Genomic DNA, 14,346 nt, shown 5'->3' with positions numbered 1-14,346 from the left:
AGGCTCCGATGAACGCGCCCCTGACGACCACGCCCCTGCCGCTCAAGGACCCGACGCTCCTGAAGTCGCAGTGCTACGTCAACGGCGAATGGATCGGCACGCCCATCGATCCCGTCGTCAATCCGGCCACCGGCCAGACCATCGGCCATGTGCCGCGCTTCGGCGCGAAGGAAGCCGGCGAGGCGGTCGCGCACGCCGACAAGGCCTTCAAGCTGTGGTCGAAGAAGACCGCCAAGGAACGCTCGAACATCTTGCGAAAGTGGTTCGACCTGATGATCGCCAATACCGACGATCTCGGCCTGATCATGACGGCGGAGCAGGGCAAGCCGCTGGCGGAGGCCAAGGGCGAGGTGGCCTATGCCGCCTCCTTCGTCGAGTTCTTCGCCGAGGAGGCCCGGCGGGTCTATGGCGACATCATCCCGCAGCACCGTCCGGACCACCGCATCCTCGTGCACAAGCAGGCCATCGGCGTATGCGCCGCCATCACGCCGTGGAACTTCCCGGCGGCGATGATCACCCGCAAGTGCTCACCGGCCATCGCGGTCGGCTGCACCATGGTGGTGAAACCCGCCCCGGAAACACCGCTCACCGCCCTGGCGCTGGCCGAACTCGCTCATCGCGCCGGCATTCCGGCCGGTGTCATCAACATCATCACCGGCGACGCGGCGCCCATCGGCAAGGTCTGGTGCGAGCATCCGACCGTGCGCTTCATCGGCTTCACCGGATCGACGCCGGTCGGCAAGCTGCTGATGGCGCAGGCGGCCTCCACCGTGAAGCGCGTCGGTCTCGAACTCGGCGGCAATGCGCCCTTCATCGTCTTCGACGACGCGGATGTCGATGCCGCCGTCGAGGGCGCCATGGTCTCGAAGTACCGGAACATGGGGCAGACCTGCGTCTGCGCCAACCGCATCTTCGTGCAGGAATCGGTGCATGACGAATTTGTCGCCAAGTTCACCGCCAAGGTGAAGGCGCTGAAGGTCGGCAACGGCCTGGAGGCCGGCATCGACCAGGGCCCGCTGATCAAGCCGGCCGCCGTCGACAAGGTCGAGACCCACGTGAAGGACGCGATCGCCAAGGGCGGCAAGGTCGAGACCGGCGGCAAGCGCTCCGCCCTCGGCCACACCTTCTTCGAGCCGACGGTGATTTCCGGCGTCACCACCGACATGCTGGTGACCAACGAGGAGACCTTCGGGCCGCTCGCCCCGATCTACAAGTTCAAGACCGAGGACGAGGCGGTGGCGCTGGCCAATGCCACGCAGTTCGGCCTGGCGAGCTATTTCTACGGTCGCGATATCGGCCGCATCTTCCGCGTCGCCGAGGCGCTGGAATACGGCATGGTCGGCATCAATACCGGCCTCGTCGGCACGGACGTGGCGCCCTTCGGCGGCGTCAAGGAATCCGGCCTCGGCCGCGAGGGCTCCCACTACGGCCTCGACGAGTTCATCGAGATCAAGCTGATGATGCTCGGCGGCATCCAGTAAGCCGGGTCATCCCGGAGTTGAACGGGGGGCGGCGTCGCGAGGCGCCGCCCTTGTCTTTTGGGATCCAGAGGCGCGTTGCATCCGTCAAGAGCGTCCTTCGAGGCTCGCCTTTCAGGCTCGCACCTCAGGATGAGGAGGTTGGTGCATGGCAACTGGGGCGCTCTCCCAAACCGCCAGCCAGACCGGGTATGCCAGTCTCACCCCTCCTCATCCTGAGGTGCGAGACCGGGCGATGCGTCAGCATCGACCGTTGGCGAGCCTCGAAGGACGCACTTGACGGATGCAAGGCCGCCTCAACGCGCCGCCACGCTCACCGGTGACAGCGATTTCAGGCCGCGCGCCGGCACGACGACGAGGTCGAGCTCCGGCCGCCCGCCGCGGCCGATGGACAGGCGCTCCGGCTCCCCGATCACGGCGAACTGGCCCTGGAGCGTCGCCTGCTGGCGCGCCCATGTGCCTGCCAGCGCGACGATGAGGATATCCGCGCCCTGGTAGGCGCGGGGCACCTGCCGGAAGGCGAAGCCGCGCGGATCAGGACCGATCACCATGACGTCGGCGCGGTCGCCGACGGCGAGGTCGATCTTGCCGCCCTCGTTCCAGGTGAGGCCGACCACGACCGGCCCGGCGCCGCGCGCCGCGCCCTTCGCCGCGATGACGGGCCGCAGCGCCGCCCAGTCGAAGGCGTCGATGGTCGGATCGGCCCTGACCGGCACGCCCATGCGCGTCAGAAGGCCCGTGGCGCCGAGCCCGCCGACAACCAGGACGATGGCGACCGCGAGACCGGCGCTCCATCCCGCCCAGGCCCTGGGCAAAGGGCTGGCCGCGGGATTGGCCACCATCCAGGCGCCGAGCAGCGGGAAGACGAAGAACCAGCCCGGCATCGGCCAGTGCGGCAGCGCCCAGCCCGACCACAGCGACTGCAGCGTGAAATAGAGGATGGTCGGGGCCGCCAGCGCCATGAGGAAGAGGCGCGGCGGATCCTTGAGGAGGCGGAGGTTCTGCGCGGCGATGGTGGCAAGCGGGACCGCGATCCAGGGCGCCAGCCAGACGAACTGTCCGGCCAGCATCTGGGCGAAGGCGGCAAGCGTCAGCCCGCGTCCGCCGCCCCTGCCCGCCTGGAAACGCAGCGACGCCCAGTCGTTGGCGATGTTCCAGAGGATGACCGGCGAAACGGCGAGAGCCGCGAGGATGGCACCGGCATAGGGCGCGGGATGGACGAGCCAGCGCCGATGCTCGCTGGCGAGAAGGAAGATTGCGAGACCGGCGACGACGAAGAGCGCCGAATATTTCGACAGGCCGGCGAGGCCGAAGCAGAGCCCGGCGACGAGCCAGGCCGTCCAGGGGGATGGGGTCTCGCCCGGCACGGGAAAGAACAGCCGGGCCAGCGCCAGCACGCCACCGGCGAGAAAGAACAGCAGCGGCCCGTCCGGGACGATCCAGGTGCCGGGGGAAGCGAGGAAGAACAGCGAGGCGTTGAGAGCGGCGACGGCCCAGACCCCCTCCCAGCCGCCGAAGAGGCGGCGCGTCAGGGCAAACAGCAGCCAGGACGTGCCGGAGAAGAGCAGGATGAAGGGCAGACGCACCGCCCATGTCATCCCGAAGACGGCCATCGAGATGTTGGCGAGCCAGAGATGCAGCGGCGGATGGTCGAAATAGGAAAGCGCCAGGCGGCGGGCCTGGCCGAGCGTGTAGCTCTCGTCTACGCCGAAGCCGAGCAGGACCGCGAAGACGATGCGCAGGGCCGTGAAGCCGGCGATGATCACCAGCGCGGCCCGGCCGGGATCGTCGGGCAGAAGGCGAAAGGGCTTGGCGCTCGTCGCTGCGGTCATGCCGGGCGGATTAGCCGATCAGGCGCGCTGGCGATAGCTCTGCACGGCGTCCGCCACGGATTTCGCGCCGAAGAGCACGAAGGTCAGCCCGACGAGGCGGGTCACGATCAGCCCATGGGTCATGAAGAAGCGACGGACTGCCGGCAGGCCGGCGACGGCGACCAGGATCACGTCGGCGAGAATGAAACCGAGGAAGGCGACCAGCATGACCTGCGGCGCGAGGTCCCAGGTCAAGAGGCCGGAATAATGGCCGACCAGCACCGTGAACATGGCGACGGAGACGGGATAGGCCTTCGGATTGGTGAGCCCGAAAATGAGACCGGCGAGCAGGGGATGGCGGCTGCCGACGACCGCCGTGCCGGCCGCTTCTCTCGCCATCAGCGCCTTGATGCCGAGGAAGATGAGATAGGCGCCGCAGGCGAGGCCGAGAACCTCGAAGAGGAGCGGCCCCATCTGGTTCACGCCGACGATGGCGGCGAGCGCCAGCGTGCCCCAGAGCAGGTCGCCGACGAGGTGGCCGGTGACGAACCATGTTCCCGACATCCGCCCTTCCCTGGCCGCCAGGGCGAAGATCGCCAGGAAAGCCGGCCCGGGCGTGAGCACATAGATCATCGCGGCGGCGAGGGTGGCGAAGAAAAGGCCGAGGGTCATGGATGAGGCTCTTGCAGGACGACTCGTGGAGAAGCTGCCATCCGATCATCCGCGACCGCCAGCGTCAAAGCCGAATACCCTTCTCCGGCGAACGCCCGCCGCCCTGCCCGCCTCCTGACAGGGCAGACGGTATGTCTTAGACACCAGACAGGTGACGCGAAAACGAGGGTGGATGAGATGATCGCGGTGATCTTCGAGGTGATCCCGGCCGAGGGAGCCCTCCCCGGCTATCTGGAGCACGCGAAAAGGCTCCGGCCGGAACTGGAGGCGATGGATGGCTTCATTTCCGTCGAGCGCTTCCAGAGCCTGACCGATCCGACAAAGCTTCTGTCGTTGTCGTTCTGGCGCGACGAGGCCGCGGTCAAGGCCTGGCGCAACCATGCCATGCATCGGGCGACGCAGGCGGCGGGACGGGACGGCATGTTCGCCGGCTATCGCCTGCGCGTCGCGGCGGTGATGCGCGACTACGACATGACCGAGAACCGGGACCAGGCACCCGACGACAGCCGCGATCGCCACCGCGCCTGAGCGCGATGGCGGGTCCGCACGGCAGAGCCGTCAGTTCTGCAGCTTGATGTTGCCTTTTTCGATGATCGTCTTGAATTTGGCGATCTCGATGACGGCTTTCTGGCGCATTTCGGCACCGGTGGAGGGAATCGCAGCGGCCCCCATCTCCTCGAAGCGCTTCACAACGGCCGCATCCTTGAGCGCCTCCATCTGCGCCTTTTCCAGCGCCTCGACGATCTCCTTCGGTGTGCCCTTGGGGGCGACGAAGCCGTTCCAGGAGGTGATGTCGAAGCCCGGGAGGGTGTCGTTGAGCGGCGGGATTTCGGGAGCGATGGCGGCCCGGGTGGCCGAGGTCACGGCGATGCCGCGGATGGAACCGGCCTTGTAGTGGGGGAACGGCGAGGTGAAGTTGTCGAAGGACAGCTTGACCTCGCCGGTGATCAAGCCCTGAACGAGGGCGGCCGAGGAACGGAACGGAACGTGGGTCATGCGCGTGCCAGTGAGCTGCATGAAGAGCTCGGCCGACAGGTGGATGGAGGTGCCGATACCGGAAGAGCCGAAATTCTCCTTGCCCGGATTGGCCCTCAGATAGGCGATCAGCTCGACCAGATTGTTGGCCGGGATCGACGGGTGGATGCAGAGGAAGTTCGGCTGCGACGAGGACAGGCCGATGAACTCGAAATCGTCCATCGGCTTGAACGGCAGGCGCTCACCGAAGAGGTTCGGATTGATCCCGTGGGTGGAGATGGTCGTCATGCCGATCGTATAGCCGTCCGGCTGCGCGCGCGCGATCGCCGCGACGCCGACATTGCCGCCCGCGCCAGCGCGGTTCTCGATGACGAAGCTCTGCCCTAACCTCTGGGTGAGCTTCTCGCAGACGATACGGCCGATGACATCCGTCGAACCGCCGGCGCCGAAAGGCACGATGCAGGTGACGGGACGGGCCGGGTAGCTCTGGGCGAAGCCCTCCGTGCCGAGCAGAGGGGCAGCGATCGTCCCGGCCGCCAAGCCGAGCACGGTACGCCTGTCGATAGCCTTGGTCATAGTTCCTCCTAGGATGAATCCATGCGGGTTTGATCCCGTCTTGGGCCGGACCCTAGCACGGCTTCACGCGTGCGCAACCGCCGAGGCTGCCACGCACGGGAGGCGGAATGGATGCCAGAACGGCGGCGGCGGCGCGCCCCTGCGGGGGCGCCCTCGCCGCCACGCTCGCCTCAGGGCATCGCCTTCAACTGCCGCGGCAGCGCGGCGAGATCGGCCTCTAGCTCGCCCATGCGGGCGCGCAAGGCCGATTCGGCTTCGGTGCGATTGGCGAACTCGGCGCCGTCGACGACGAATTTCTCGCCGCGCAGGAAGCCGGACTTCTTCACCTTCACGCCATGGGTCTTGAGGTCGTCGAGGATCGTCTGGGCCGCGGTGATCTTGGCGTTGACGGCGGCGTTGTGATCGAGGGCGAGCCCCCGGTCACGCTCGCGCTGAACGCCGGCGAGCTTGGCGTTCCGGGCGTCGATGCGGGCGCGATAATCGGCCGCTTCCAGCCATTCCGTCCGCTGGCAGACGACCAGCAGCGAGGCCGTGGTGCCCGCCGCCCATCCGAGGCCGAAGGCGCCGAGCACGGCTTCCGGCTCGCGGCGGCTGCCCGCACGCACGACCTTCTGGTGCTCGTGATAGGTCAGGCTCTTTTCGAGCGGCACGACCATCTTGATCTCCCACTGGTCCTCGTTGAGGGAGGCGATGAGCTGATCGAGACGGCTGGTGATGGCGGGCACGTCGACGGTGACCGCGCCGAGGCTCCACTCCTTGTCGCCTTCGGTCTTGGTCCAGTTGGGAAACAGGTCGACGGTGAATTGCTTGGTCTCGATCCAGGGGATCATGGCGGCGGAACTCGTGGGCAGGGAGGGAGCAGGAACGGGGGCCGGGGCGTCGGGTGGAACAGGCATCGATGCGATGGCGCTCGGCGGGGGCGTGACAGGCTCCGGGGCCATGACGGGCGGCAGTTCAGCGGGAACCGGGTCGGCCGCGACCGGGGGCGGCTCGGCGACGGGTTCGCGGACCACCGTTGGCTCCGGCGACGCAGGGGCTGCGACAACGGCCGCCGCGAACGGCGGATCCGGGCGGTCGAGGCTGAGCCCTTCGAGCGCGGCGGAGAGTTCGTCGAGCTTCAGCCGGTCGTCAGGCCCGAGTTCAACGGCCGGGGCGTTCGCGGGAGGCGCCGGCGGAGGCGAGTCCGTCGACGTAGCGGGTCCAGGTCGCGTCTTTGTCTCGTCCGAGCTCATACAGGTAGTCCCATGAATAGATGCCGGAGGAATGCATGTCGTCGAAGGTCAGGCGGACCGCGTAATGCCCGACCCGATCGATGCCGATCAGCTGGACGTCCTTCTTGCCCCCGACGAATTTGCGTTCAGACGGCGAATGCCCCTGCACCTCCGCAGACGGGCTCTCCACACGGAGATATTCGGCGTCGAGGGCGAAAATGTGCCCGTCGTCATAGGTGACGGTCAGCCGGCGGCGGTCGGCGGACAGCCGGAGCTCTGTCGGCCAGGCGTGCTGCCGGCCGGTCGCGCTCTCAACGGTGCTGATCTCCGTCATCGCGGAGCTCCTGTCTGAGACGTGTCGCAGGACGGATCGGAGAGGTAGACTGTTCTCTCGCCATCTTCAACGTCGCAGGAGGTGACGGCGACGCCGTCAGCGCCTAAATAGACGAAAGAGGCGGTCGGCATCCTCCGGGACGCGACCGGGAGGTGCGCATGTTCGACCAGGCTGTGACGACACCAGTCCCGATGATCGACCCTTATGGGCGGTCGATCGATTATCTGCGCGTCTCGGTGACGGACCGCTGTGATTTCCGCTGTGTCTATTGCATGTCCGAGAACATGGCCTTCCTGCCGAAGAAGGACCTGCTGACGCTCGAGGAACTCGACCGTCTCTGTTCGGCCTTCATCGGCAAGGGTGTCCGCAAGCTCCGCCTGACCGGCGGCGAGCCGCTCGTCCGCAAGGATGTCATGACACTGTTCCGCTCGCTGTCGCGCCATCTTGACCGTGGCGCACTCGACGAACTGACGGTGACGACCAACGGGTCACAGCTCGCCCGCCATGCCGCCGACCTCGCCGCCTGCGGCGTCAGGCGCATCAATGTCTCGCTCGATACGCTGGACGTGGCGAAGTTTCGCGAGATCACGCGCTGGGGCGACCTTGATGCCGTCCTGAAGGGGATCGACGCGGCCCTCGCCGCCGGAATTCACGTCAAGATCAACGCTGTGGCGCTGCGCGGCGTCAACGAGGCCGAGATCGAGGGGCTCGTCGCCTGGGCCCATGGCAAGGGCATGGACATTTCCTTCATCGAGGTCATGCCGCTCGGCGACATCGAGCCCTCGCGCCTCGACCAGTATCTGCCGCTGTCGCTGGTGCGGGCGCGGCTCGGTGAACGCTGGACGCTGACCGAGAGCCCGCATCGGACCGGGGGACCGGCGCGCTATGTCGATGTGGCCGAAACCGGTGGCCGCGTCGGCTTCATCACGCCGATGACCCATAATTTCTGCGAGAGCTGCAACCGCGTGCGGATCACCTGCACCGGCACGCTCTACATGTGCCTCGGGCAGGACGACGCCGCCGACCTGCGAGCGCCGCTCCGGGCCTCGGAGTCCGACGATCTGCTCAACGAGGCCATCGACCGCGCCATCGCCCGCAAGCCCAAGGGTCATGACTTCGTGATCGATCGGCGCACCCGCCAGCCGGCCGTGTCGCGTCACATGAGCATGACGGGAGGATGATAGATCGTGTCGTCTTAGGACGACCGCCTGCAACATTATGATAATACTCGAATAGATTGGAAGCTATGCAAGTGACGCAAGGGAATTTGCCGTTTTTCAGCCTTAATTCTCTCGCTTAAGCCGCACCAGACGGGCGGCTCGCTTTGGCAGTTCAAACTGCGACGGACCCGACACGCATCCCAGATCAACCGTCGTCCGACGCCTTCGCGCGCAATGACGATTTTTTTTCAAAGGCGTCCGCGATGAAACCTTCATCCACGCCGCAGCCTGATCCCGCAATCATACGGGACGCGCTGCGCCGGATTACAGCATCCACCCTCGTTCCGACCGGATCGGTTCCGGCGACAATCCTGACCCATGTCGTCGAGCGCACGCTCGCCGGGGACGATCGCACCATCAAAGCCTATACGATCGCCGTCGAGGGTCTCGGCCGGTCGCCGGATTTCAATCCGGACCGCGATTCCACCGTGCGCGTCGCGGCGATGCGGCTGCGTAACGCCCTCGACCTCTATTACGCCGGCCCGGGTGCACGCGATCCGCTGCGCATCCGGATGGCGCCGGGCAGCTATCGGCCGACCTTCGAACCCGTGGCGGTCGAGGCTGAGCCTGGCATTTCCGCCGAGCCCGCGCTGCCGGCCGTTGCGCCGCGCAGCAGGCGCGTCGCCTTCTCGACGTCGGCCAATTGGCTCATCGCCATCTCGGCGATCCTCGCGATGGACCTGGCGATGACCGTATCGCTGATGGCGGTTCAGATGCGCTCCGATATGGCGCCCTATGCGGCCGAGGTCAAACCGGCCTACAAGCGCGTCCGCGCAGCAGCCAAGGCTCCTGCCGGCGATCCGATGCTCGACCAGATCCACTACCAGGTGCAGCGCAGCTACCGGCAAGTCGTCGACTGAAACGGGCCCTGCGGGGCTGATGCGACGAAGCGGCGCTCGACCGCCAGCCTGCCGGGCGCTAGCACGGGCGGAGGGACGAAACGACCGGAGCGCCGAAGCGTGGCCCACTATGACGTGATCGTAGCCGGCATCGGCGCGATGGGATCCGCCGCGGCCTATCAGCTCACGCGGCGGGGGCGCCGGGTGCTCGGCCTCGAGCGGTTCGACATCCCCCACGCCATGGGCTCGTCCCACGGTGTCAACCGCATCATCCGCCTCGCCTATTTCGAGCATCCGCTCTACGTGCCGCTGCTGCGCCGGGCTTACGAGCTGTGGCGCGAGACCGAGGCGGCCTTCGGTGAACAGCTTCTCTACGTCACCGGCGGGCTCGACGCCGGTCCTGCGGACGGCCGCGTCGTCGCGGGATCGCTGGCGGCCTGCCGCGAGCACGACCTGCCCCACGAGGTGATGGATGCGCGCGAGACCCGCCGCCGCTTTCCGGCCTATCGGCTGGCCGAGGGGCACGTCGCCAATTTCCAGGCGGATGCCGGCTTCGTCATGAGCGAGCGGGCCATCGTCGCCCACAGCACGATGGCGATGGCGGCAGGCGCCGATATCCGCGGACGCGAGGCGCTGACCGGCTGGGAGCCGACCGCCGGCGGTGGGGTCAGGGTCACCACGACGCGCGGCACCTACGAGGCGGAGCGCCTTATCCTGTCGACCGGGGCCTGGATCAGCGACCATGCGCCCGGCCTCGCCCGCATCGCCGTGCCCGAGCGCCAGGTGCTGGGCTGGTTCCAGCCGCGCGATCCCGCACCCTTTGCGCTCGGCGCCTTCCCGGTCTCGATCGTCGAGACGCGCTTCGGCTCCTGCTACCAGTTCCCGGTCTTCAGCGTTCCTGGCTTCAAGATCGGCCTCTACAACCACCGCAGGGAGACCGGCCATGCCGACACCCTTTCGCGGGAGCCGAACGAGCAGGACGAAGCCGCGCTGCGTGAGGTGCTGCGGGACGTCTTTCCCGAAGCGGACGGGCCGACCCTGGCGCTGCGCTGCTGCCTCTTCACCAATACCCCCGACGAGCATTTCATCGTCGATACCTTGCCGGGCCTGCCGCAGGTCGTCGTCGCCTCCCCCTGTTCCGGCCACGGCTTCAAGTTCGCCAGCGTCATCGGCGAGGTCCTCGCCGACCTGACCACCACGGGCAGCAGCCGACACGACCTCTCGCTGTTCCGCCTCGACCGTTTCGCTCCGGCCGGAGCCCGTTCGTGAAGCCCCTGACCGCGCCTGCCGTCGACAGCGGCGCCAACCGGCGCGGCATCATCGCCATGTGCACCGCCATGGCCTGCTTCATGACCAACGACACGCTGGTCAAGCTGGTGGCGGAGGACCTGCCCTCAGGCCAGATGATCGCCATCCGCGGCGCCTTCGCGACCGTGATGGTCTTCACCTGGCTGGTGATTGCCGGCCACGCCCGTCAGATCGGCATGGCGGCATCGCCGCTGGTGGCGACGCGCGCCGGCCTCGAGGCGATCGTCGCCTTCCTCTTCATCACCGCCATCGCGTCGATGCCGATCGCCGACATCACCGCCATCTTCCTGATCACGCCACTCCTGATCACCGCATTGTCCGGGCCGCTCCTGAAAGAGAAGGTCGGCTGGCGCCGCTGGTCGGCGGTCGCCGCCGGGTTCGTGGGCATGCTGCTGGTGGTGAAGCCGGGCGGCGCGGGCTTCGTCGCCGGATCGGCCACCGCCATGGCGCTCGCCAGCGTCGCCTTCTGCGCGGTCCGCGACATGGTCACGCGCTTCATCGACCCGCGCATTCCGACCATCGTCATCACGCTGACGACCTGCGTCGCGGTCGCCCTGTTCGGTGCGGCCATGATCCCGTTCCAGCACTGGGTCACGCCGACCGCCACCCATGTCGGACTTCTCTTCGCGGCAGCGACCGTCGTCGTGGTCGGTAACCACGCCATGATCCTCGCCTTCCGCGGCGTCGAGGTCTCGCTCGTCTCGCCCTTCCGCTATTCGGTCATGGTCTGGGCCATTGTCTCGGGGATCACCGTTTTCGGCGAATGGCCGGATGCAACCAGCTGGGGTGGTATCGTCCTGATCGTCGGCGCCGGCCTCTATACCCTTCACCGCGAGCGGGTCAGGCTCAAGATGAGGAGCTCCGAGGTGGAGGCGCGGACGACCCTCCCCTGATCCCGCGGCTGCGGCACTGTCGGGAAAATGTCGCCGCGGACGGAATGATCCACCCCATCATTGCGCCGGGATGGGGATTCCGGTCCAAATCTTCCGCAGACCACTGTTGTCCCCGCCACAGCCGTGGCATAGAGGACTTACGACATTTCGATGTCGCACCGGTCACCGCACAACAATCGCGGGAACGGTCAGCGGGACAGGCATGGTGGGCGATCGAGAGACAAGGCGGGCTGCGTCCCTGACGTAGCGACCGGCCATTGTCGCGAGACACGTTTCATGATGCTTCATGGCGGCGGGTCTTCCGCTCGCATGCGTGAGAGCGGGGTGCCCAGGCGTCCTCTCCTGCGGCTCCGCAAGGTCAGGGCCTTCCAGGGGAGTCTACCCGGCATGCAGGGACTGCTTTCGATCAGCCGTGTCATCGATACGGTCAACACCTATATCGGCAAGGCCGCCAGCTGGCTGATTCTCGTGGCCGTCGTCATCTCGGCCGGCAACGCCATCATCCGCAAGGTGTTCTCGAGTTCGTCGAACGCCTGGCTCGAAGCTCAGTGGTATCTGTTCGGCGCGGTCTTCATGCTCTGTGCCGCCTGGACGCTGCTCGCCAACGAGCATATCCGCATCGATGTGGTGAACAGCCTGTTCTCGAAGCGGGTGCGCAACTGGATCGATGTCGTCGGCCACACCCTGTTCCTGATGCCGTTCTGCATCCTGCTGCTCTACGACAGCTGGCCGTTCTTCCTGAAATCCTACCTGCAGAACGAACAGTCGATGAATGCCGGCGGCCTCGTCGTCTGGCCGGCCAAGTTCCTTGTTCTGGCGGGCTTCGTGCTGCTGCTGTTGCAGGGCATCAGCGAGCTCATCAAGCGCGTCGCCATCATGCGCGGCGAACTTGAGGACGTGCACGGCGGCGGACATCACGAGATGGCCGAGGCGGAAGCCGCACGGCTGCTCGAAATCGCCAAGGCGCAAGGCCTGCTCGACGCGGCCAAGAAGTGACGCGTACCGGGAGAAAACCAGTGTCCATCCGCCGTTCCCTCTCGGGCGCGCTCGCCGCCGCCGCCTTCACACTCCTCGCCCTGGCCCTCTTCGCCGAGCCGGCGCATGCCGCCGCCGGCTCCGGTTTCGGCGACTTCGTCCGCGCCAACATGGCCCCGGTCATGTTCGTGGCGCTCGTCTTCTTCCTGCTGCTCGGCTACCCGGTTGCCTTCGCGCTCGCCGCCAACGGCCTGTTCTTCGCCATCGTCGGCATCGAACTGGGGCTGTTCCAGCCGAACTTCCTGCAGGCGCTGCCCGAGCGCATCTACGGGACGATGAACAACGACACCCTGTTGGCCATCCCGTTCTTTACCTTCATGGGCCTCATCCTTGAGCGCTCCGGCATGGCGGAAGACCTGCTCGACACGATTGGCCAGCTCTTCGGCTCGATCCGCGGCGGTCTCGCCTATGCGGTCATCTTCGTCGGTGCACTGCTCGCGGCCACGACCGGCGTCGTTGCTGCCTCCGTCATCTCGATGGGCCTTATCTCGCTGCCGATCATGCTGCGCTATGGCTATGACCGCCGGCTCGCCTCCGGCGTCATCGCAGCATCCGGCACGCTGGCGCAGATCATTCCGCCCTCGCTCGTCCTCATTGTCATGGCTGACCAGTTGGGACGCTCGGTCGGCGACATGTATGAGGGCGCCTTCGTGCCCGGACTGGTGCTGGCGGGGCTCTATGCGGGCTATGTCTTCCTCGTGACCATGACGCAGCCGAAGAACGCACCTGGGCTGCCCAAGGAAGCGCTCCTCTACATGCAGGACGACGGCAAGCGCGGCAGCTGGAAGCTCGGTGTCCTCGTCCTGTTCTCGGCCATCGTCGCCGTCTTCATCATGAACCAGACGAGCGTCCGTGGCGGCGCCGACTTCGTCATCCTGTCGATGTCGGTGGCGGTGATGGTCGCCTTCATCGCCGTCGCCTGCAATCATTACTTCGGCGCGCAGCGGCTGCTCCTCACTGTCGCCATGACCCTGGCGCTTATGGTCGCCTACTTCCTCCTCAAGCAGGGTGGCTACCAGGTCTGGTCACTGATCGCCGAAGCCGCCGCCTTCGGCTTTGCCTATGCGATCGTGGTCGGCCTCATCGAGCGGTTCGGCAATTTCAAGATGATCTCGCCCATCGCCGAGCAGGTCACCTTCGTCATGGTGCCGCCGCTCGGCCTGATCTTCCTCGTCCTCGGCACCATCTTCATCGGCCTGGCGACGCCGACCGAGGGTGGTGCCATGGGCGCGGCGGGCGCGATGATCCTGGCCGTGATCAAGCGGCGACTGACCTTTGACCTCGTCCGCCAGGCTACGGAATCGACGGCCAAGCTGTCCGCCTTCGTGCTGTTCATTCTGGTCGGTGCCCGCGTCTTCTCGCTGACCTTCTACGGCGTCAACGGCCATATCTGGGTCGAGCATCTGCTCGTATCGCTGCCGGGTGGCCAGGCGGGCTTCCTGATCGTCGTCAACATCATGGTCTTCCTGCTGGCCTTCTTCCTCGACTTCTTCGAGCTGGCCTTCATCGTCGTGCCGCTGCTCGGTCCGGCAGCTGAGAAACTCGGCATCGACCTGATCTGGTTCGGCGTCATCCTGGCCGTCAACATGCAGACGAGCTTCATGCATCCGCCCTTCGGCTTCGCACTGTTCTACCTGCGATCTGTGGCGCCAAAAGAGGCCTATATCGACAAGATAACGGGCCTGCGCATGGAGCCCGTCACCACCATGCAGATCTACTGGGGAGCGGTGCCCTTCGTCGTCATCCAGTGCATCATGGTGGGCCTGGTGATCGCCTTCCCGGGCATGGTCATGCACTACAAGGGCGCGGTGTCGACGGTCGATCCCTCCAAGGTCGAGATCCGTATCGAGTTGCCGGGCCTCGGCAACGGCCTTCCGAGTTTCGACTCGCCGGGTGGCTTGCCTGGCCTCGGGGGGCCGCCACCGGGCCTCGGCGGTCCGCCGCCCGGGCTGGAGCCGCCGCCGGCTCCGCGCAACTGATGCCGACCGGGCCGT

Annotated in this window: 13 protein-coding genes; 8 read left to right on the top strand and 5 right to left on the bottom strand. The window is 66.6% G+C overall.

Translation table 11 applies throughout. The annotated features are described in order from the left end of the window. Window positions 1-8 precede the first annotated feature (8 nt). The gene (locus Q8O26_RS11235) at window positions 9-1,481 is read left to right on the top strand and encodes an NAD-dependent succinate-semialdehyde dehydrogenase (protein ID WP_305575606.1); all 1,473 of its coding nucleotides are present in this window, start codon (window positions 9-11) and stop codon (window positions 1,479-1,481) included. Window positions 1,482-1,774: 293 nt separating this feature from the next. On the opposite strand, the gene Q8O26_RS11230 is transcribed toward Q8O26_RS11235, so the two are convergent. Next, on the bottom strand, window positions 1,775-3,310 hold the full coding sequence (locus tag Q8O26_RS11230; protein ID WP_305575605.1) for a glycosyltransferase family 39 protein: 1,536 nt from the start codon (window positions 3,308-3,310) through the stop codon (window positions 1,775-1,777). An 18-nt stretch (window positions 3,311-3,328) separates the two neighbouring features. Next, window positions 3,329-3,961 carry a LysE family translocator gene (locus Q8O26_RS11225; protein ID WP_305575604.1) on the bottom strand — a complete coding sequence of 211 codons (633 nt, stop codon included), beginning with the start codon at window positions 3,959-3,961 and terminating at the stop codon, window positions 3,329-3,331. A gap of 177 nt (window positions 3,962-4,138) precedes the next feature. Here Q8O26_RS11225 and Q8O26_RS11220 point away from each other — a divergent pair, with 177 nt between their 5' ends. Next, a complete protein-coding gene (locus Q8O26_RS11220) occupies window positions 4,139-4,489 on the top strand; it encodes an antibiotic biosynthesis monooxygenase (RefSeq protein ID WP_305575689.1) in 351 nt (116 codons plus the stop codon). Between the two features lie 30 nt (window positions 4,490-4,519). On the opposite strand, the gene Q8O26_RS11215 is transcribed toward Q8O26_RS11220, so the two are convergent. The 3 genes from Q8O26_RS11215 to Q8O26_RS11205 form a co-directional block, all read right to left on the bottom strand. Then, the gene (locus Q8O26_RS11215; RefSeq protein ID WP_305575603.1) at window positions 4,520-5,512 is read right to left on the bottom strand and encodes a tripartite tricarboxylate transporter substrate binding protein; all 993 of its coding nucleotides are present in this window, start codon (window positions 5,510-5,512) and stop codon (window positions 4,520-4,522) included. 170 nt (window positions 5,513-5,682) lie between these two features. After that, on the bottom strand, window positions 5,683-6,525 hold the full coding sequence (locus Q8O26_RS11210) for a hypothetical protein (protein WP_305575602.1): 843 nt from the start codon (window positions 6,523-6,525) through the stop codon (window positions 5,683-5,685). 127 nt (window positions 6,526-6,652) lie between these two features. Then, a complete protein-coding gene (locus Q8O26_RS11205; protein ID WP_305575601.1) occupies window positions 6,653-7,057 on the bottom strand; it encodes a DUF971 domain-containing protein in 405 nt (134 codons plus the stop codon). Between the two features lie 158 nt (window positions 7,058-7,215). Between Q8O26_RS11205 and moaA the strand changes: the two genes are divergently transcribed. The 6 genes from moaA to Q8O26_RS11175 all read left to right on the top strand — a co-directional run bounded on the left by moaA (window position 7,216) and on the right by Q8O26_RS11175 (window position 14,331). Then, window positions 7,216-8,238: a GTP 3',8-cyclase MoaA gene (moaA, locus tag Q8O26_RS11200; RefSeq protein ID WP_305575600.1), complete on the top strand. Its 1,023-nt coding sequence runs from the start codon at window positions 7,216-7,218 to the stop codon at window positions 8,236-8,238. A gap of 242 nt (window positions 8,239-8,480) precedes the next feature. After that, entirely contained in the window at window positions 8,481-9,137 is a 657-nt protein-coding gene (locus Q8O26_RS11195; protein ID WP_305575599.1) for a hypothetical protein, read from the top strand. A gap of 99 nt (window positions 9,138-9,236) precedes the next feature. Further along, window positions 9,237-10,385 (top strand): N-methyl-L-tryptophan oxidase, encoded by a 1,149-nt coding sequence (solA, locus tag Q8O26_RS11190; RefSeq protein WP_305575598.1) that lies wholly within the window; start codon window positions 9,237-9,239, stop codon window positions 10,383-10,385. Continuing rightward, window positions 10,382-11,317, top strand: a complete 936-nt coding sequence (locus Q8O26_RS11185) for a DMT family transporter (protein WP_305575597.1) — start codon at window positions 10,382-10,384, stop codon at window positions 11,315-11,317. The genes solA and Q8O26_RS11185 overlap by 4 nt, the downstream gene beginning before the upstream one ends. A gap of 387 nt (window positions 11,318-11,704) precedes the next feature. Continuing rightward, on the top strand, window positions 11,705-12,313 hold the full coding sequence (locus tag Q8O26_RS11180; protein WP_305575596.1) for a TRAP transporter small permease subunit: 609 nt from the start codon (window positions 11,705-11,707) through the stop codon (window positions 12,311-12,313). 149 nt (window positions 12,314-12,462) lie between these two features. Next, window positions 12,463-14,331, top strand: coding sequence for a TRAP transporter large permease subunit (locus Q8O26_RS11175; protein WP_305575687.1), 1,869 nt, complete (start codon window positions 12,463-12,465; stop codon window positions 14,329-14,331). The last annotated feature ends 15 nt before the right edge of the window (window positions 14,332-14,346 follow it).

Source organism: Phreatobacter sp. (assembly GCF_030691135.1).
Taxonomy (GTDB): domain Bacteria; phylum Pseudomonadota; class Alphaproteobacteria; order Rhizobiales; family Phreatobacteraceae; genus Phreatobacter.
The sequence above is the reverse complement of the archived record's forward strand: the minus strand, read 5'-3'. Positions and strand labels throughout refer to the sequence as shown.

Bases quoted from the DNA above. Each gene is read 5' to 3' on its own strand.
- Q8O26_RS11235 (WP_305575606.1), top strand. From the start codon at position 9: ATGAACGCGCCCCTGACGACCACGCCCCTGCCGCTCAAGGACCCGACG.
- Q8O26_RS11230 (WP_305575605.1), bottom strand. From the start codon at position 3,310: ATGACCGCAGCGACGAGCGCCAAGCCCTTTCGCCTTCTGCCCGACGAT.
- Q8O26_RS11225 (WP_305575604.1), bottom strand. From the start codon at position 3,961: ATGACCCTCGGCCTTTTCTTCGCCACCCTCGCCGCCGCGATGATCTAT.
- Q8O26_RS11220 (WP_305575689.1), top strand. From the start codon at position 4,139: ATGATCGCGGTGATCTTCGAGGTGATCCCGGCCGAGGGAGCCCTCCCC.
- Q8O26_RS11215 (WP_305575603.1), bottom strand. From the start codon at position 5,512: ATGACCAAGGCTATCGACAGGCGTACCGTGCTCGGCTTGGCGGCCGGG.
- Q8O26_RS11205 (WP_305575601.1), bottom strand. From the start codon at position 7,057: ATGACGGAGATCAGCACCGTTGAGAGCGCGACCGGCCGGCAGCACGCC.
- moaA (WP_305575600.1), top strand. From the start codon at position 7,216: ATGTTCGACCAGGCTGTGACGACACCAGTCCCGATGATCGACCCTTAT.
- Q8O26_RS11195 (WP_305575599.1), top strand. From the start codon at position 8,481: ATGAAACCTTCATCCACGCCGCAGCCTGATCCCGCAATCATACGGGAC.
- Q8O26_RS11180 (WP_305575596.1), top strand. From the start codon at position 11,705: ATGCAGGGACTGCTTTCGATCAGCCGTGTCATCGATACGGTCAACACC.
- Q8O26_RS11175 (WP_305575687.1), top strand. From the start codon at position 12,463: ATGGCCCCGGTCATGTTCGTGGCGCTCGTCTTCTTCCTGCTGCTCGGC.